General features: G+C 46.3%; 20 protein-coding genes. 6 read left to right on the top strand and 14 right to left on the bottom strand.

What is annotated here, in order from left to right:
• Positions 1-2,055 carry a primosomal protein N' gene (locus tag BCF55_RS05425; protein ID WP_147425009.1) on the bottom strand — a complete coding sequence of 685 codons (2,055 nt, stop codon included), beginning with the start codon at positions 2,053-2,055 and terminating at the stop codon, positions 1-3.
• 2 nt (positions 2,056-2,057) lie between these two features.
• Positions 2,058-2,498 (bottom strand): pyridoxamine 5'-phosphate oxidase family protein, encoded by a 441-nt coding sequence (locus BCF55_RS05420; RefSeq protein ID WP_121011118.1) that lies wholly within the window; start codon positions 2,496-2,498, stop codon positions 2,058-2,060.
• A 134-nt stretch (positions 2,499-2,632) separates the two neighbouring features.
• Here BCF55_RS05420 and BCF55_RS05415 point away from each other — a divergent pair, with 134 nt between their 5' ends.
• On the top strand, positions 2,633-3,739 hold the full coding sequence (locus BCF55_RS05415; protein WP_121011115.1) for an inositol-3-phosphate synthase: 1,107 nt from the start codon (positions 2,633-2,635) through the stop codon (positions 3,737-3,739).
• Here BCF55_RS05415 and BCF55_RS05410 read toward each other — a convergent pair.
• The 3 genes from BCF55_RS05410 to BCF55_RS05400 are packed head-to-tail and all read right to left on the bottom strand — an operon-like array spanning position 3,714 to position 6,114.
• Positions 3,714-4,475 (bottom strand): menaquinone biosynthesis protein, encoded by a 762-nt coding sequence (locus BCF55_RS05410; RefSeq protein ID WP_245960407.1) that lies wholly within the window; start codon positions 4,473-4,475, stop codon positions 3,714-3,716. The genes BCF55_RS05415 and BCF55_RS05410 overlap by 26 nt on opposite strands.
• Before the next feature lie 7 nt (positions 4,476-4,482).
• The gene (locus tag BCF55_RS05405; RefSeq protein ID WP_121011112.1) at positions 4,483-5,382 is read right to left on the bottom strand and encodes a TIGR00269 family protein; all 900 of its coding nucleotides are present in this window, start codon (positions 5,380-5,382) and stop codon (positions 4,483-4,485) included.
• 36 nt (positions 5,383-5,418) lie between these two features.
• Positions 5,419-6,114, bottom strand: a complete 696-nt coding sequence (locus BCF55_RS05400) for a YqiA/YcfP family alpha/beta fold hydrolase (RefSeq protein ID WP_121011109.1) — start codon at positions 6,112-6,114, stop codon at positions 5,419-5,421.
• Positions 6,115-6,143: 29 nt separating this feature from the next.
• Here BCF55_RS05400 and BCF55_RS05395 point away from each other — a divergent pair, with 29 nt between their 5' ends.
• A complete protein-coding gene (locus tag BCF55_RS05395; protein ID WP_121011106.1) occupies positions 6,144-7,010 on the top strand; it encodes an alpha/beta hydrolase in 867 nt (288 codons plus the stop codon).
• Here BCF55_RS05395 and BCF55_RS05390 read toward each other — a convergent pair.
• From BCF55_RS05390 to BCF55_RS05380, 3 genes are read right to left on the bottom strand one after another with little or no spacing between them, the layout of a single operon-like run.
• The gene (locus BCF55_RS05390; protein WP_121011103.1) at positions 6,991-7,638 is read right to left on the bottom strand and encodes a class I SAM-dependent methyltransferase; all 648 of its coding nucleotides are present in this window, start codon (positions 7,636-7,638) and stop codon (positions 6,991-6,993) included. The two genes, BCF55_RS05395 and BCF55_RS05390, sit on opposite strands and share 20 nt — an antisense overlap.
• Complete coding sequence (locus tag BCF55_RS05385) at positions 7,635-8,033, bottom strand: hypothetical protein (protein WP_121011100.1); 399 nt, start codon at positions 8,031-8,033, stop codon at positions 7,635-7,637. Before BCF55_RS05385 ends, BCF55_RS05390 begins: the two co-directional genes overlap by 4 nt.
• A complete protein-coding gene (locus BCF55_RS05380) occupies positions 8,030-9,190 on the bottom strand; it encodes a cell division protein FtsA (RefSeq protein ID WP_121011097.1) in 1,161 nt (386 codons plus the stop codon). Before BCF55_RS05380 ends, BCF55_RS05385 begins: the two co-directional genes overlap by 4 nt.
• Positions 9,191-9,271: 81 nt before the next feature.
• On the opposite strand from BCF55_RS05380, the gene BCF55_RS05375 reads away from it, so the two are divergent.
• Genes BCF55_RS05375 through BCF55_RS05360 form a run of 4 tightly spaced genes read left to right on the top strand, consistent with a single transcriptional unit; the run spans position 9,272 to position 11,502 of the window.
• Positions 9,272-10,033, top strand: a complete 762-nt coding sequence (locus BCF55_RS05375; RefSeq protein ID WP_121011094.1) for an oxygen-binding di-iron domain-containing protein — start codon at positions 9,272-9,274, stop codon at positions 10,031-10,033.
• The gene (locus tag BCF55_RS05370) at positions 10,030-10,614 is read left to right on the top strand and encodes an SCO family protein (protein WP_121011091.1); all 585 of its coding nucleotides are present in this window, start codon (positions 10,030-10,032) and stop codon (positions 10,612-10,614) included. Before BCF55_RS05375 ends, BCF55_RS05370 begins: the two co-directional genes overlap by 4 nt.
• Positions 10,615-10,624: 10 nt before the next feature.
• Positions 10,625-11,059 (top strand): copper chaperone PCu(A)C, encoded by a 435-nt coding sequence (locus BCF55_RS05365; protein WP_121011087.1) that lies wholly within the window; start codon positions 10,625-10,627, stop codon positions 11,057-11,059.
• Complete coding sequence (locus BCF55_RS05360) at positions 11,056-11,502, top strand: peroxiredoxin family protein (RefSeq protein ID WP_121011084.1); 447 nt, start codon at positions 11,056-11,058, stop codon at positions 11,500-11,502. The genes BCF55_RS05365 and BCF55_RS05360 overlap by 4 nt, the downstream gene beginning before the upstream one ends.
• Here BCF55_RS05360 and BCF55_RS05355 read toward each other — a convergent pair.
• The 6 genes from BCF55_RS05355 to BCF55_RS05330 form a co-directional block, all read right to left on the bottom strand.
• Positions 11,473-11,997, bottom strand: coding sequence for a YbhB/YbcL family Raf kinase inhibitor-like protein (locus BCF55_RS05355; protein WP_121011081.1), 525 nt, complete (start codon positions 11,995-11,997; stop codon positions 11,473-11,475). The two genes, BCF55_RS05360 and BCF55_RS05355, sit on opposite strands and share 30 nt — an antisense overlap.
• A gap of 207 nt (positions 11,998-12,204) precedes the next feature.
• Positions 12,205-12,795, bottom strand: coding sequence for a dTMP kinase (gene tmk / locus BCF55_RS05350; protein WP_121011078.1), 591 nt, complete (start codon positions 12,793-12,795; stop codon positions 12,205-12,207).
• Positions 12,796-12,807: 12 nt separating this feature from the next.
• Entirely contained in the window at positions 12,808-13,410 is a 603-nt protein-coding gene (locus tag BCF55_RS05345; RefSeq protein ID WP_121011075.1) for a sulfite oxidase-like oxidoreductase, read from the bottom strand.
• 44 nt (positions 13,411-13,454) lie between these two features.
• The gene (locus BCF55_RS05340; protein WP_121011072.1) at positions 13,455-14,519 is read right to left on the bottom strand and encodes a M24 family metallopeptidase; all 1,065 of its coding nucleotides are present in this window, start codon (positions 14,517-14,519) and stop codon (positions 13,455-13,457) included.
• Positions 14,516-15,715, bottom strand: coding sequence for an RNA polymerase factor sigma-54 (locus tag BCF55_RS05335; RefSeq protein ID WP_121011069.1), 1,200 nt, complete (start codon positions 15,713-15,715; stop codon positions 14,516-14,518). The genes BCF55_RS05340 and BCF55_RS05335 overlap by 4 nt, the downstream gene beginning before the upstream one ends.
• Entirely contained in the window at positions 15,712-17,037 is a 1,326-nt protein-coding gene (locus BCF55_RS05330; RefSeq protein WP_121011066.1) for a glutamate-5-semialdehyde dehydrogenase, read from the bottom strand. The genes BCF55_RS05335 and BCF55_RS05330 overlap by 4 nt, the downstream gene beginning before the upstream one ends.
• Positions 17,038-17,075 lie beyond the last annotated feature (38 nt).

Genomic DNA, 17,075 nt, shown 5'->3' with positions numbered 1-17,075 from the left:
TTAGAACGGGTCTACCTTGACCTCAATTATATCCCTTGAAAAGCGTTTCAACAGCTGTTTTACCTTCCATAGAGTTTTTCTCTCCCTGAAGCGAACAAGAAGCTCGTAAGAGTTTTCCCTCACATTGTAAGTACTCTTTACGTTGGGAGAAACCACCTTGAATACGTAATTCTCCAACTCTCTGTTGGTGGTTTTTATAAGAAGTAGCCTCCAGAAGGGAGGCAACATATCTCTCTCCCTCTCTTCAAGCTCCTTAGAGTAAATGGTCTCGGTTGCACCCTCATTGAGGGCTTTAAAGACCTCTTCATCTGGAAAGAGGGTCTGAACGAATAGCTTTTCTCCAGCCACATTTTTTGCTTTCAGAAGGTACAAAAGAAGCTCTTCCTTTGCTCTGTAGGAGGGAACCGAGAGAAGGCTATCCGCAGACAGAATCACAACGAGCTCATGTTTACTCTCCCAGTGGGGATGAGTAGAGAAGTGGAAGTTATCCTCTAAGCCGAGATTATCCTCTATCACTTCCACCGCTTTCTCAAGCCCGAAGCCGACTTCCTCAAGCTCACCTTCACACTCCGGGCATGTAAGCTCCTCACGCTGGTAGCGACACCTGGTGCAGTACAGCTCCTCTCTTTTCAAAGAGTAGGTAAGGAAAGTACCACATTCCGGGCATTCTGAAAGCGTTTCGCATCTTGGGCAGTAAACATAGCTGTAGCCGTGTTTTGGAACGAGAAAAAGAATGTCCTTATCTTTGTATATTTTCAGCTGTTTGTATAGCTCCTCTGTAAGCACCTCCGTTGGGTCCCTTTTTATTACCGTGGTCTCCGGAGAAGGGGGTTCTCCTTCAAGGTTCATCCTTCCCTTCTTCACCATGTAGTAAGAGCTTAGAGAAGGTGCGGGTGTTGTAAAAACCAGGCTTGCTCCTAACTTTTTTGTGAGTATAAGACTCGCCCTCCTGATATCAAGGTTGCCCACATGCCTTAGTTTCACACCAGCAGAGCTTTCATCAAAAAGCACGACTGTGGAAAGGGAGTGAGCAGGACAGAGCATGGAGATGTAAGTTCCTGCGACTACCACAGGTTCTCTGTAAGCTCTGAACCAGTTTTCGTAAACCCTCCTTGCCTGGAGCCTGGAATGAATTTCAATGAGTTTATCTCCAAAGCTGTAATTCAAAACACTTATTGAACGCTCAAGCTCGCCATAATCGGGGAACAGTATAAGGGTAGAGTGTCCACGGTTGAGGTTCTGTTCTGCAATAAATGCGATCTCCTGAAGAGCCTTCTCAAAGGTACTCCAAATGAGCACCCTTCCTCCAAAGACCCTTTTTACAAGCTCCACCGAGGGTTTGCCTTTATCCCTTTGCCTTGATAGGTGCTCCCTCTCCAGGGAGATTAAACCTTCCCTGAGGAGTTCATTCAGAAGTCTCCTTTTGAACCCCCACTCAATGAGCTCCTCTTCACTCACCAGTTCCTTACCTGCAAGAAATACAAGGAGTCTCTTCTTTTCCTTTGAACGAACTTTCTTTAGAGCTTCTTTTAAGGGTAGGTTCAGCCTGTAAAATTTCTCCTCTACGTCTGGAGCTCTCCAGCTTCTCTTGATAGCTAAGAAGCCCTTCTTTAAAAGCAGCTTTATCAGATCGGGATTGTACTTCTTTTTTAAGTTCTCTGGCTTTACACCTCTCCTCTTCCTAACGTACTCAATTATTTCAAGGCTCTTTCTGTCAAGACCCACGGGCTTGATATCCGCAATGGTTAAAAGCTCCTCTTCCTTCCAGAGAAAGGCTGACGGGAGAAGTTTAAAGAGGAGAACCCCTTTGTGCATCAGATAATCAAGGGAAAGCTCTTCCACAAGGGAGAGCCCCCACTGGTTAAGTAGAGGAGCCTCATCAGGAAACTCAATAACTTCTCTTTCAGTCTCCCCCTCAGACACACCTACAACTATACCTGTAGTTCCTCCTGAGCCACTCGGAACGAGAGCCCTCCACCCTAAAGGGCTATCCTCCTTATCCCATCTGCCCGAGTAAAGGGAAACCCTCCCATTTGGGAGCAAAATCCTGAACAACATCAAGTCTTATTTCTTACAGCCGACATGACCTTCTCGTCTAACTCTACCATCTTCAAAACCTTTCCTGTGTGGGCAAAGGGAATTACACCTGTTATGGTTGAACCAGGGAATAGGGAGTTCTCAACGTTGTCTATTGTAAGCTCAAATACGGAAACCTCAAAGGGAACCCCCTCAATTTTGCTGACAACTTCCTTAGCCGTGCCGTAGCAGGTAAGAGATTTGTCGGGCGCAAATATCTGGACAGCCACCTTTCCTGTGGCTCTTATATTTTCCGAGGTCTTGGCTTTGGAGCTCACGGCAAACCTAAGTGTTCTCTCGTCTGCAGGGTATATCCAGGTTATGAAAGTCATATGCTGGTTTCCTTCCGAATCCACCGTGCCCACCACCACGGGGAACACCCCAAGGTCTCTCATCAGATCTATGAGTTCTCTGGGAAGCATCTTATACCTCCTGATTGAGTCATTAAATGTTATGATAACAGGGTCAGGACGCAAGGGGTAGTGCTAATATATAACTTTGCATTAAAAACCAGAACAGGAGAGCAGCTGAAGGATAGACTTAGGAGGTAGAGAGTATGGCAGGAAAGGTCAGGGTTGCCATTGCGGGGGTTGGCAACTGCGCAAGCTCGTTAATACAGGGTATCTATTACTACAAGAAGAGACAGAATACAAATCTTGAAGGCATAATGACTGAGGACATAGGCGGGTATAAGCCATGGAACCTTGAGATAGTGGCAGCCTGGGACATAGACGCCAGGAAGGTCGGTAAAGACGTCTCTGAAGCCATATTCGCGCCTCCTAACTGCACCGCTGTATTTGAGCCTGAAGTTCCAAATTTGGGAGTTAAGGTCAGGATGGGGAAGGTTCTTGACGGTTATGCTCCTCACATGAAGGACTATCCCGAGGACAGAACTTTCGTTTTAGCCAACGAAAAAGAAGATGAACTTGAGGACGTTGTGAGTGTTCTAAAGGAGTCTCAAGCTGATGTATTGATAAACTACGTCCCTGTAGGCTCGGAGGAAGCTGCAAGGTTTTATGCCCAAGCCTGTTTAGAGGCTGGAGTTTCTTTTATAAACGCTATGCCCACCTTTATAGTCTCAGACCCTGAATGGGCAAAGAAGTTTGAGGAGAGGGGAATCCCTGTGGTAGGAGATGATATAAAGTCCCAGGTGGGGGCTACCATAGTTCACAGAACACTCTCCCAACTTTTCCTTGATAGGGGTGTAAAGTTGGAGAGAACCTATCAGCTCAACTTCGGTGGAAATACGGACTTTCTGAACATGCTTGCAAGGGAGAGGTTAAAAACCAAGAAGGTCTCAAAGACGGAGGCGGTAACCTCAATTATACCCGGAGGAATAAGCTGGGAGAACGTCCATATAGGACCTTCCGATTGGGTGCCCTGGCTCAAGGATAGGAAGATAGCCTACATAAGGCTTGAGGGGAAGCTGTTTGGTGATGTTCCTATGTATGTGGAGCTTAAGCTTGATGTTGAAGACTCACCTAACAGTGCCGGGTCAATGATGGATGCGGTTAGATGTGCAAAGCTTGCCAGGGACAGGGGAATCGGTGGACCCCTTTACTCTATAAGCGCTTACACTATGAAGCACCCACCCATTCAGTATCCGGACTGGCAGGCTAAGAAGTATGTAGAGGAGTTTATAAGAGGGGAAAGAGAGAGATAAACTCAGGAGCGGATTTTCCCGTTTCCCTCTCTAAGAAGGTGAAGAACCTTCTCAGGGACTTCAGGTGTTCAGCCCCCAACTCGTAATCTATACAGTTAGAGAAGTAATGCTTAAGGAAATCTTTGTTCCCTGGAAGTTGAACCCTGTCCTTTTTAAGGTCGGCGAAGAAAGTCTGTATAGAGGTTTTAAGTTCCCTGTGTAGAGCCCGGATTCCCTCCTCTGGCACGTCTTTCCTTATCAGAAATAGAGCGAACACGAAGGGTAGCCCCGTAGCATTAAACCATTCCTCGCCCAGGTCATAGGTGAACCTGTACAGCTCCCTAAGATTTAAAGCTTCATCCCCTATAAGCAGAAGGGCGTCCTCACCCTCTGTAACTTCCTTTGGTGCTATACCATGTACCTCTTTTAGGACAAAGGTCAGAAGGTAGCGAGAAGTCAGAGAGTTCGGTGTTATGCGTACCTTTTCTACCTCTTCAAGAGGTTTGTTAGAAAGGAGAAGAACGGAACATACCTTCCCCTTGGAGGATATGGATATATCAGGGAGTATATAGTAGTCCTGTGGATTGAAAAAGTATTCGGCAGAGGATACTATACCCGCATCAATCTCCCCAGCCCTGAGCTTCTTAACAAGTTCTGTTGGGTGCCCCTCAACGAGTTTAAAGCCACCAAAGGAGTAAAACATCGGAAGTGTGTTAAGGTAAGCTACCTTTCCTACTCTGAGCATCTGAAGGAACATGATAGGTTCAGGTTCTCTTCGCTGCAATCCTTTCCTTGAGTCTGCATACTGGACATATCTCCGAAGGACTGGGTTCACCGCATACCTTGCAGGGTTGAAGCGTTCTCTCTTCCTCTTCCCTGAACCTGGGATACATCTTCCTGAGGTATTCCAAGTAAAACCTCATCTTTGTTCCTGGAAACTTCTCCTCTATACTGTTTAGGATTTCCTTGTAGAAGATGGAGCTTGCATCTTCGGAAAAGGGGCATTCTTCCTCTATGAAGTCTATACCGTTCAAAAGGGCATAAAGGGCTGTTTCCTTCTCGGAGAACTTACAGAACGGCTTTGCCTTTTTAACGAATCCTTCCTCTTCCTCAAGGACTGGAAACTTCCTGCCCAGGTATTTGATGTTCCAATTTATAACGTTTGCCAGCAGTGAGCTCGCCTCATCATCAAGGTTGTGCCCTGTCACAACCACGTTATATCCATGCTCCTTAGCAACCCTGTTGAAGTTGTATCTCTTAACAAGACCGCATACCGAACAGGCTTCCCTTGAGGTGAGCCTTTCCAGTTGAGGTATGTCTGCGATCTCTTCCCTCAGGTCAACAACTATAACCTTTGCTCCAAGGTTTTTGGCGAAACTTTCAACCTTATTCCTTGAACGCTCAGAGTATCCACCTATACCCAGATGAAGGTAAAAGCCGTCTGCCTCGTATCCAAGTTTTCTAAGGACATGCCAGAGAGCAAGGCTGTCTTTACCTCCGGAGACCGCAACGAGTATTCTGTCTTCAGGCGAAAACATGGAAAACTCTTTTATAGTCCTATCCGTGTACCTTTCAAACCAGCTTATGAAGTCCTCCTTACAGAGGGCGAGCCTGTGATGGGGCATGTATATAACTGGTTTCTTTCCACAGATTCTACACTTCATAGGGGAAATTTAAGTCCTACTGGAGTTCTCTTCAAATCAAAGCTCGCCTCTCTCAACAAGTTCTGTAAGAACTTTTCCGAAACTTTTACTGAGCTGGTGGTCGTCTTCAACTTCCAGAAACCTATTCACCCTCACATGCTCAACGAAGAGCCTCGTTCTCTCTATGGGAACTACCTCATCTTCTTCTCCATGAACTATCACTATGTCAACGGGAGGCTCTTCAGGGAACCTGACCTCGTTCCCCTGGAGAATCTCATACCCGTTTCTTATTATGTCTGTTGCGAAGTCTTGTCTGACCTCTATCTCTAGGTCCTGCTCTTTAAACCTCAGAGTCTCTTTACCCTCAAGCCACCTCTTAACCTTCTCCTCACCGAGCTCCTTTACTATCAGACTTAAGGTCTCAAAGGACGGTGCAAGCAGCAGGAGACCTTTGATGTTACCGAGTTTCCTGAACCTTATGTAGTTGGTTGCGATATACGCTCCGTGGGAACTTCCGCACAGTGTTATGTGCTTGTATCTTTCCGAAAAACCAAGAACGATAGCCTCAAGAACGATAAGAACCTCCGTTGTTGTGTGTTTCTCGTAATCCATATCCATGGCAAAGAATGAGTACGCCTTTGTTCTCCTAAAGTAGTTCCGCGCAAACTCTATCTTTGAACCAAGAACGTTAGTTGCAAAGCCGTGAAGGTGTATCCAGAGCTTCTCTGGATTGTTCTCATCGTAAAAGAACATGGTTTAATTATATCCAGGAGGTAGTAAGTATGAGGGGGTTGCTCTTTTTAATAGTTTTTCTGTACGTCTTTTCCTTTGGGAAGCCTGTCTCCATAGACATAGACTTTGAAGGTAGGAAGTTAAAGGCTAACGCCGAATGGGTTGTTCCAGAGGGGGTTGACCCGAAGGAGAAGGGAGCGGTTTTGTGGCTCCATGGACTTTTCCAGACTTATAGTATGAGAGAACCCATAGCCCAGCAGAGAGAGCTTTGGGTGTCTGCAGGTTTCCCGGTCCTATCTCCCACCCTTACCCTTGGAAGGAGTGACAGGAAGGAGCCCTATGACTGCTCCTACCCAATTGATAATCCTTACGAGCTGAACATAAGGGAAATAAAGGAGTGGATAAAGTGGCTCAAAGCTCAGGGGGTTAAAAAGATAGTTCTTGCCGGGCACTCCATAGGTGGGCAGCAGGTTATACATACCGCCGAGGAGATGAAGGGGGATAAAAGCATAGTTGCTCTGCTTGCGGTAGCCCCAGCTAAGGGCATTCCAAGGGAACACCCCCTGCTGAAGGAGGCTGAGAAGCTGGTGAAAACGGGTAAGGGGAAGACCTTTCTGGAAACGAGCTTCTTCTATTGTCAGAAGGTGAAGGTTAGTGCAAGAACCTTGTACACCTATTACGGGCTTGACAGGAACATAGGAGTTTCCCTCCAGAGGCTTGGTATCCCCGTACTGGTTGTGGCTGGAGGAATGGATGACAGGGTTAAAGACCTGCCCGACTTTTTGAACCCCTACATAGAAAACAAGAAGAACGTAAGGCTTGAGGTTATAGACTACGCAGACCACTTCTTCAGAGACCTTGCCGCTGAAGACCTGAGTGCTATCGCGGTTGAGTTTTTCACAGAGGTGTTAAAGTAGCGCTTATGCAGCTGAAACCCGCATTCCTTGCAAAACCTTTCACGATAGCCTTGTTAGAGATAGGTCTCTCGTCCTGAGGTTCTTCCAGGAGCGTGCTTGTAACGGAGCCTATTGCGAAACCGCTTTCCGAGAGCATGACCTCAATGTCTTTCAGAGAGTAAAACTTTGCGTGTCTGTAAATGGGATGACCTTCTATGCCCTTCTTTGTGTAGAACTCAGCCCACAGGCTCTCCTTTGGAATCAAACCGAGTATGAGCTTACCGCCTTCATTCAAGACACGCTTGCTCTCCTTTAGGACCCTCAAGGGTTCCTCCACGAAACATATGGAAACCACGATAAGAACAAGGTCAAAGCTCCTGTCCCGGAAAGGTAGCTCTTCCCCAACACCTTGGACACATTTAATTCCCCTTTTCCTGGCAAGCTTCAGCATATCAAAGGATGGGTCCAGTCCAAACTCCACACCCAGGGCAGAGGCAAACCTACCTGTCCCAACCCCAACTTCAAGCCCCCTTCTGAAGTTACCCACCAGCCTTTTAAGGCAGCTTAACTCAAGTTCAAAGGCAGACCTGCCGAAAGGTTTCTCGTACCACTGGTCGTATCTCAGTGATACACCTTCAAACAGGCTCACCGCACAACCACCCGTGCCTTAAAGAAACCCTTGCCAGTATTATCAACGGCGGAAAAATTCACAATCCTGTACCTGCTTTCAAGCTCTTTTATAAGTTGGGGAAGTCTTCTCCAGTCAGTCTCAAACCTAACCTCAATACCGCCTTCGGAGGCATACACAGACTCTATATTGACCCTCATACTGCCCAGTAGCTCCCTCAAAGAGCTCTCCGTCGGGGTTGATTTTTTCACCTCCTTCGCCAACTTCAGGTCTAAGAGGAACTCTTTGTGCTTAAAGTACTCGTGAGTCACCCTGTCCCTTAGCTCACTTAAACTGGTGAATGAGTACCCAAGTATAAGGACCAGTAAACCCACGGAGAAGAGGTAAACCACTCTGCGACTTAAATACCTGCTCATTCTATCTCCACCTCAAACTCGTAAGCTCCTTCTGGAGTCTTCTTTAAAGATTTAGCGCCGAGTTCTGTGGCAATCTTCTCCTCTCTCGTGCTACCCACAACACTGAGTTTTCCGTCCTTAAACTCCAACTTGTAAATCTCTACACCCTCTTTGAGTTTTTCAGACAGTTTTAACAGGTCTTTCGTGAGCTCATAACCTCCAGAGGTGACCATACTCTTAACCTGGTCTCTAACGGCTATCGTTGGAAGCTCGGGAAACCCCTCTTTGAAAGCTTTTCTCTCCGCTTCCCTAATTTCTCTTACAAAGCGGTCGCCCAAAAAGTTCATAGATGAAACAGAGATAAGGAAGATTAAAAGGGAAGACCCAAAGGCGAGCATAACCCTTTTAAGCTCTTTTTCTGAGAGTTCTTCCCCTATGAAGTCTGGGGAACAGTCCCTGTAAACAAACTTAAGGGAGGCTCCAAAGGCAGAGTTAAGCTCCGGAGAAACATACTCGTTCTTTATAGTCTTATCAAAGAGCTCCCTCAACCCGAGCATCCTGCTACCCCCTCCGCTCATAAGGATAGTTCCCTTTATATCCCTGCCCAGAGAGGCTATTATCTTCTCCAAAGCGTCCCTGACGTTGGAGTTTTTCAAGCCTTCTGAAAGCTTTATCCTCTCAGCCTCTTCAAAGGAGACACCTTCCCTCTGGGCAAGGTATTGGGTTATGTAATCGCCACCTTTCAGGATAACCCTGTAGGACTGAAGTTGACCCTCGGACACCCTTACCAGGGTTGTCTTTTTCCTTCCGAGGTCAAGGACGTAACAATCGTCAAGGGAAAGAGCCCTGGGCACCCTCGCCAGGGAGAAAATTTCCGGCTCTATGGAGAAAGCATCTTCCGGAACGGGAAAGTCTCTCACAACTCCCAGATAGTACCTCTTACCTTTGAGTTTAACGTCCCAAAGAACCTCTCCAAACCTTTCCTCTATCTCAAGGGCTAAGGCTCTTCTCAGGTCGTACAGGTTACTAACCTCTGTGTCTTCCAATTTCACAAAACTCAGATGGGAAGGAACCACGTATATCCTTCTGCCCTTTCTGTCCGAGATTTTCCAATCCCTTTTAAGAAAGGAGAAGTCAACACTTACGCTTTTAGCTCCATCAACGCCTGTGTATATCATCTGTTTAGAGATATTGTAGAGCTTCTATAGTGTATATGCTATCATAGAGAATTATGAGATAAATCATAAAGAGGTGGCGAGATGAGCGGAACAAAACTGTTTGATTCGGGTAACCACAAGGTCTTCCTCTTTGAGGAGCTTACCCCTGCAAGTGCCGTTCAGGCAAACCAGTTTCTCCTCATACACAACAACGAGGCTATGCTCCTTGACCCTGGAGGGCATAAGGTTCAGTCCAAGCTGTTTGCAGATATGTCCGTTCTTATACCCCCCAAACAGGTCAAGTATGTCTTTCTGTCCCACCAGGACCCTGATATAGTGGCGAGCATAAACTACTGGCTTATGACAACTCAAGCCCAGGCTCTCATATCAAAACTCTGGATACGTTTCCTGCCTCACTTTGGTCTGGACTCCAAACTTGAAGGTAGGGTAGTACCCATTGAAGATGGGGGGAGAAAGTTAAAGCTGGGTGATGACTGCGAACTACTCATAATACCAGCTCACTTTATCCACTCTCCCGGCAACTTTCAAGTTTACGACCCCTGCTCTAAGATACTCTTCTCAGGAGACTTGGGAGCTTCTCTGGGACAGGATTACGTATTCGTTGAGGACTTTGATAGCCACATAAGATACATGGAGGGTTTTCACAGGAGATACATGGCTTCCGGGAAGGTGCTGAAGTTGTGGGCTAACATGGTCAGAAATCTTGACATTGAAATAATAGCTCCCCAACACGGGGCGGTGTTCAGAGGCAGAGATCTGGTTAACAGGTTCATAGATTGGGTTTCCCAGCTTGAATGCGGTGTTGATTTGCTCTCTGAAAAGGATTATACTTTACCAGTATGAGAAAACCGTGGTTAGTGTTTACTATCTTCTTAGCTCTCCTCGTTCTTTCCTGCGAAAAGAAGCAGGAGTTTAATGGCACCCTGTACGATAAACCTGCAAAGGAGTTCTGCCTTACAGGATGGAAAGAAGGTAAAGAGAAAAAGGTATGCCTTTCGGACTTTAAAGGGAAGGTAGTCCTTATGTTTTTTGGATACACTCACTGCCCGGACGTGTGTCCTGCTGCCCTTCAGGTTCTCTCAAAAACTATGAACTCAATACCCGAAAGAGCTAGGGAGAAGGTTCAGGTGATATTTATAAGCGTTGACCCGGAAAGGGACACACCGGAGATAGCCCAGAAATATGCTGAGTACTTTTATCCAAGCTTTATAGGACTGACAGGTTCTCCCAGCGAAATAGAAAAGGTTGCTAAGAACTATATGGCTTTCTACAAAAAGGTGGAGACAGAGTCAAAGACGGGTTATCTCGTTGACCACACGGCTTACATATACCTTATAGACCCTGAAGGCAATCTAAAACTCATATACCCGTCTACGAGACAGAAACCCGAACTTATGGCTCAAGATATAGATAAACTGCTTTAAGGAGGCTAATATGCAGGTATTTGCTATGCTGCTTCTGATTGTCGGGCTCGTATTCTCCCAGCCAAGGCTCATTATTGAAAACCCGTGGGTTAGGGAAGTTCCCCCAGTTTCAACTATGAGTGCCGCCTTCTTTACCCTGAAGAATGTGGGAAATGAGGATGATTACCTTGTTGGTGTTGAAAGCACCGTATCAGAAACTGCGGAGATACATACGACCGTTATGGAAGATGGTATGATGAAGATGAGACCGCTCAAAGAGGTGAAAGTCCCGGCAGGTGGCTCTGTTGAATTCAAGCCTATGGGCAACCACGTAATGCTTATAAACTTAAAGAAACCTCTTAAAGCTGGGGATAAGGTGGATATAGTACTTATATTCAGGAAGAGTGGAAAGGTAAATGTAAGTGCCCCTGTAAAAAGTATGGGCATGAAGATGCATCACCGATGAAGGTACTGCTACTTCTTTTTACAGTACTTCTTTTATCTTGCAGTAGCGACCACCTTTATAACCTTTCTCTTAGAAGTATAGATGGTAAGGAGATAAAACTCTCACAGTTTAGGGGTAAAAAGTTTATAGTGTACGTATGGTCTGGAACCTGTGTGGGACACGTTGAAGACCTGAAGCGCCTGACGGTGGTTTATCCTGAGCTTGAAGTCCCCCTTGTGTCCATAGCTGTGATGATGGACGTTCAAGACGTAAAGGAGGTACTTCAAAAGAACAACATAAAACCTAACTACCCTGTTTTGGCAGACCCCAAGGGTGAATTCGCCAACAAGGTTACGCTCCTTTTCCTACCGGCCACGATAATTTTTAATGAAAGGGGTGAGGTACTTAAAAACTTTCCCCAACTACCTCCGGAATTAGTCTCTCTTATATCTACCCATAAATGAGGCTTCCCCAAGGATATGTCCCTTCATCCTTTCCTCTACCTGTTGTCTTGAAGCTCCTGGAGGTAGTCCAACATTGTCAATGTCAAGAGCGAACAGTTTAAAAAAGTAACGGTGGTAACCATGACCTTTCGGTGGACAGGGTCCGCCGTAGCCTATATAACCAAAATCGTTCAGACCTTGCTTTATCCCCTCTATCTCCTTCACCTTGGGTAAATCTTCAGCGAAGCCACCCACATCAGATGGTATATCGTAAACCACCCAGTGGGTAAAGGTCCCTATCGGTGCGTCTGGGTCGTCCATTATTAACACAAAACTCCTCGTACCTGCAGGCGCTCCGGACCATGTAATGGGTGGTGAAACGTCAATACCCTCACAGGTGTACTTCACAGGGATAACCTCTCCCTCCTTAAAAGCTGTGCTCTCCAGTTTCATATTCTCTCCTCCCAGAACTGTTGCTGCCGCTATAAGAAAGGTGGGGAGAATAAAACCCAGCATAACCTCCCTACCTGGTAGTATATTAATATAATAAAGAACAGGTCCATTCGCAGCTTATATTCTCAACAGTTTTCAAACCACTTGACAAAATGTTTTGGGTTTGGTATATTAAATCATAGCTCAATAGGTGAGAAAGAGGCCGGGAGTGATAAACTCCCTCCCCCTCCCTCCCCAAGAGTTTTTGCTCGCCCGCCCGGGCGAGCCTTTCTAAAAATCAAGCTTTTCCGAAAGCGCAGAGATTACCTCTTTAAACACTTCCTCTTTATCCTTTTCTGAATTCAGGACCACTATTCTCCGGGGCTCCTCTCGGGCTATTCTAATAAAGCCTTCCCTTACCCTTTTCAGAAAGGGTATGTCGTCAAACCTACTCTTTTCACTGACTCTTCTAAGAGCAACATCTGGACTTATATCAAGCAAGAACGTTAAGTCCGGCTTTCTTCCGAAGGAGGCAAACTCATTTAGCTGCTTTACAAAGCTCAGATCCAAACCTCTTCCGTAACCTTGGTAAGCTAAGGTTGAATCAATGAACCTGTCCAGGATAACAACCTTACCCTCCTCAAGAGCCGGTTTTACCTTTTCAATCATTAGCTGAACCCGTGAAGCTTCAAACAAGAGGAGCTCTACCCTTTCGTTCAAGTCCTTTTTCAATACTATGTTTCTCAGCACCTCACCAAGCTCGGTACCACCTGGTTCCCTGTAGAGGACGCACCTTATGCCCCTCTCTCTCAGAAATTCATAGAGCATCAAAGAGATAGTGGTTTTACCGCTACCGTCTATACCCTCAAAGGTTATAAGCATAAAGGGATTATATCAATCTCCCCAGTATCTCTGCTCTCTCCAAGGTTCACCGACCATGTGATAACCTCTCTCTTCCCAGTATCCGGGTTTATCCTCTCTCCGAAACTCAATTCCCCATACGTACTTTGCGCTCTTCCAAGCATAGAGCTGTGGTACGACGAGTCTGAGCGGGTAGCCGTGTTCTTGGGGTATAGTCTCACCGAACATCTTGTAGGCGAGTATTGAGTCTTCCTTGGAAAAGTATTCAATAGGCATGTTCGTTGTGTACCCTTCCAGACAGTATACGAAAACGTACCCAGCTTCGGGTTTCGGTTTTACAAGCTTGATTATCTCGGAAGTTGGGACTCCTTCCCACTGGACATCTCTTACGCTCCACCTGGTAACGCAGTGGAAGTCGGCAACCAGTTCCACAGATGGAAGATTGAGGACCTCTTCATAGGAAAGCTCTATGGGGTTTTCAACCTCTCCCCACACCTCAAACCTGTATCTCTCAATATCAAATTTTGGCAGGCGCTCAACTATATCGTAAACGATCGGATAGTTAATCCAGTGTTGCCCCGGGGGAAGCCTATCCTCTCTGAGATTTATGGGGCTTACAATTTTTTTCCTCTCCATGCCAGAAGTTTAGGTTATGCAGAGGGCACTTTCTATGACGAAGGTTAAACTTTTACGAGCTCTAAGTCTATACCCGATAAGGGCTCACCCCTTCCGTTAACTATAGCAACTATGTTCTCCAGCCTGACCCCGAACTTCCCAGGAAGGTAAATGCCCGGCTCTATGGTAAAAACCATACCCTCCTCTATATACCTATTGGCATCTTCACCCTTATAGTAAACTCTCGGATACTCGTGGATTTCAACACCGATGCCATGCCCCGTAGTGTGGGTAAAGTACTTCCCGTAATTCTTTTCCTCTATATACTCCCTTGCCGCTCTGTCCACATCGCCGAGCTTACTACCCACCCGAGCCTTATCAAGGGCAAACAGGTGGGCATCCTTCACTATGTTATAAACCTTTAAAAATTCCTCGTCCGGAGAACCCAGATAGAAAGTCCTGGTGAAGTCTGTACAGTAGCCTTTCCATATTAGACCCATATCTATCAACACAGGCGCGCTCGCTTTAAGCTTCTTGTGGGAGCTTTCCCAGTGAGGTACGGCTGACCCTTCAGCGCTGGCAACTATAGCCGGGAAGCTCTCACCAGTCCCACCGTACTCAAATATCTTACCCACTATGAAACCCCTGACCTCTAGTTCCCTCATGCCCGGCGAAATGTAGTTAAGCAGTTCCATATATATCTTGTCACTTCTCTTAACACCTTCCCTCATAAGCTCTATCTCTTCCCTGGTTTTTACGGCACGTATCTCTTTAAGAAAACCGGAATAACCCTTCCACTTTATCCTTGTACTTCTTAGAGACTTTCTCAAATCACAGCTGACCCTATCACTTTCATATCCAACTCTGGTCAGTCCTCTCTCCCGGAGAAAACCCTTTATAAAGCTTACAGCTTTTCCCTTAATCAGAACCACATCCCAACCTTTGAGCTCTTCCTTAGCCCTATCCCAGTATCTGCTATCGGTTAAAAGGTACTGGGAGTCTGGAGTTATCACAGCGTAAGCGTGGGTTGACCTGAAGCCAGAAAGATAAAAAACGTTAGCCTGAGATGAGAAGAGAAACGCGTCAAGCCCTTCCCGTTTTATAAGGTCTTTCACCTCTTTCAGCTTCATCTCTCTCTCCTCTCTCTGGAGGACGGTATTCCTAAAACTTCCCTGTACTTGGCAACCGTTCTCCTCGCCACATCGTAACCCTTACCTTTGAGTATCCTTGCTATGTCATCATCACTCAGAGGTTTTCTCCGGTCTTCCTTGGATATAACCTCCTTTATCTCTCGCATAAGTTCCTCCTGGGATACTCCTCCTACCGTTTCCCTTACGAAGAAAAACTTGAAAGGATAAGTCCCTTGAGGCGTCTTGACGTACTTTGAGCTTATCAACCTGCTAACTGTAGATTCGCTTATATCCAGTTTTTGGGCAACATCCTTGACCAGTAAACTCTTCAGGTTTCCCTCACCCTTTAGGAAGGCTTCCTGAACGGTAATTATCTCGTTAAGAATACCCTTCAGGTTTTCCTTCCTTATTGAGAGTATCTTTTTAAAGTTCTCATACCTCTCCATATACTCTTTCAGGAACTCCCTTGCCTCACCCTTAACCTTTGGTAGCACTTCCATATAGTAACGGTTAGGCTTTATCTCTATCAGCTCTTCATACACGTATCCTACCAGCTCCCCATCGTCCAGCTCTATAACTGCGTCCACTTTCCCTACGCGGGGTACGGATACATCTTCCTCTATGGGTGATAGCCTCACATGACTTAGCTTAAGCTTTGCCTCCTTAGGCAAAGGTTTGCCTGCAAGAGCTTCCTCAAAGGCACTTAAAAGTTCAGGCTCGTCAGGGTAAAGCTCTTCAACCTGGAGTTTAACAAACTCAAGCAAGTTCTTTGAGCAAATCCCAAGCGGCTCAAGTTTCATGATAAATTCTCTTATATCCTCTACGTAACTCTCATCTACGCCATACTTTCTCGCTATTTTTGATATGTCTCCTTTAAAAAAGCCCCTCTCGTCAGTTTGAGATATCAGTTCGTTCGCTATTTCAATGTCAATACCTTCCAGCTCAGCTCTCACGTTCCTCTGCAAGGTTTCCAGTGGGTGAGCCTTCACGATGGGTTCAGGAGACTTCCTTTCCTCAAAAAGCTCATACCCCCTTCCGCACACGCAAACCTCTTCTATAAACGGATTAGATTCCTTCTCCTCTTTAAGAAGTTGCTCAAGTTCCTGAACTGGATGGAGGAGTATCTCCACCTGGTTTCTGAGCAAAAGGTTTAGGTTTGCTTTAAGCTTAAGCTGAAGCTCGTTTTTTAGCATCATCTCTTAAACTCTTCCGGAACACCGAAGTTGTCCCTGATCTGTCCCTCACCCAAGATTATGAACTTGGGGATTGTTAGCTCCTCTAAAGCCATAGGTCCCCTCGCGTGGATCTTGTCGGTGGATATACCCATCTCCGCCCCCAAACCGAACTCGTTCCCGTCGGTGAACCTCGTGGAAGCGTTCACGTAAACCGCTGCCGAGTCCACCTCCCTCAGGAACTTCATCGCTCTAGTGTAGTCTTCAGTAATTATTGCATCTGAGTGCCTGGAACCGTATTTCTCAATAAAGGCTATAGCTTCATTCACATCACCTACAACCTTAATAGCGATTATTAAGTCAAGGAACTCCTCGTAATAGTCATCTTCAGTAGCAGGGACGGCTTTCACGAAGGAGAGTTTTGGGTCTGACTTTATTACCTGAAGGCTCTCCTCATCGCACCTGAGTTCCACACCAGCCTTTCCAAGGTAGTAAGCCATTTTGGGCAGAAACTCCTTGAGTATGCCCCTGTTTATCACGAGATTCTCTACAGCGTTGCAGACTGAGGGTCTCTGAACTTTGGCGTTGTAAACTATATCGTAAGCCTTCTCAAGGTCAGCCTTATCGTCCACGTATATGTTACACACACCTTTGTAGTGCTTTATGACTGGAACTCTCGCATGCTCCGCAACCGCTCTGATAAGGCTCTCCCCTCCCCTCGGTATCGCTACGTCCACCTTTCCTTCCATCTTCAGAATTTCCCAGACTATCTCCCTCTCGGCTCTGTCTATAAACTGCACCGCTTCCTCAGGAAATCCCGTTTCCCTGCAGGCTTCCTTGAGTATCTCCACGAGAGCGCTGTTTGAGTTTATAGCCTCTTTACCTCCCCGCAGGACAACAGCATTGGAGGACTTCATGCATAGGGATGCTGCCTCTACAGTAACGTTGGGTCTTGATTCATAGACGATAAATATCACTCCTAAGGGGACCCTCATCCTCCCCACCTTGAGACCGTTCGGCAGATTCCAGGCTTTTATGACCTCACCCACGGGGTCGGGAAGGCTTGCAACGTCCTTCAGGACCTTTATCATCCCGTCTATCCTCTTGTCGTTGAGAACGAGCCTGTCTATAACGGCAGGCTTTAGACCTATCTCCTTTGCATACTCTATGTCCTTTTTATTCTCCTCCTTTATGTAATCCCTCTTTTCGTCAAGGAGCTCTGCAGCTCTCAGGAGCGTCCTGTTCTTTACGTCTGTTTTCAGAGACATCAACGTCCTTAAAACGCTCCTTGCCCTCTCTACCTTCTCCTCGGCATAGGCTTTTAGCTTTTCGGTACCAACTTCCATTTACATACCTCCGTACCTTCTAAATTATAACCACTTGT

Source organism: Hydrogenivirga caldilitoris (assembly GCF_003664005.1).
GTDB classification, from domain to species: Bacteria; Aquificota; Aquificia; order Aquificales; family Aquificaceae; genus Hydrogenivirga; species Hydrogenivirga caldilitoris.
Note: the sequence above shows the minus strand (reverse complement) of the source record. Positions and strands in the feature narration are given on the sequence as shown.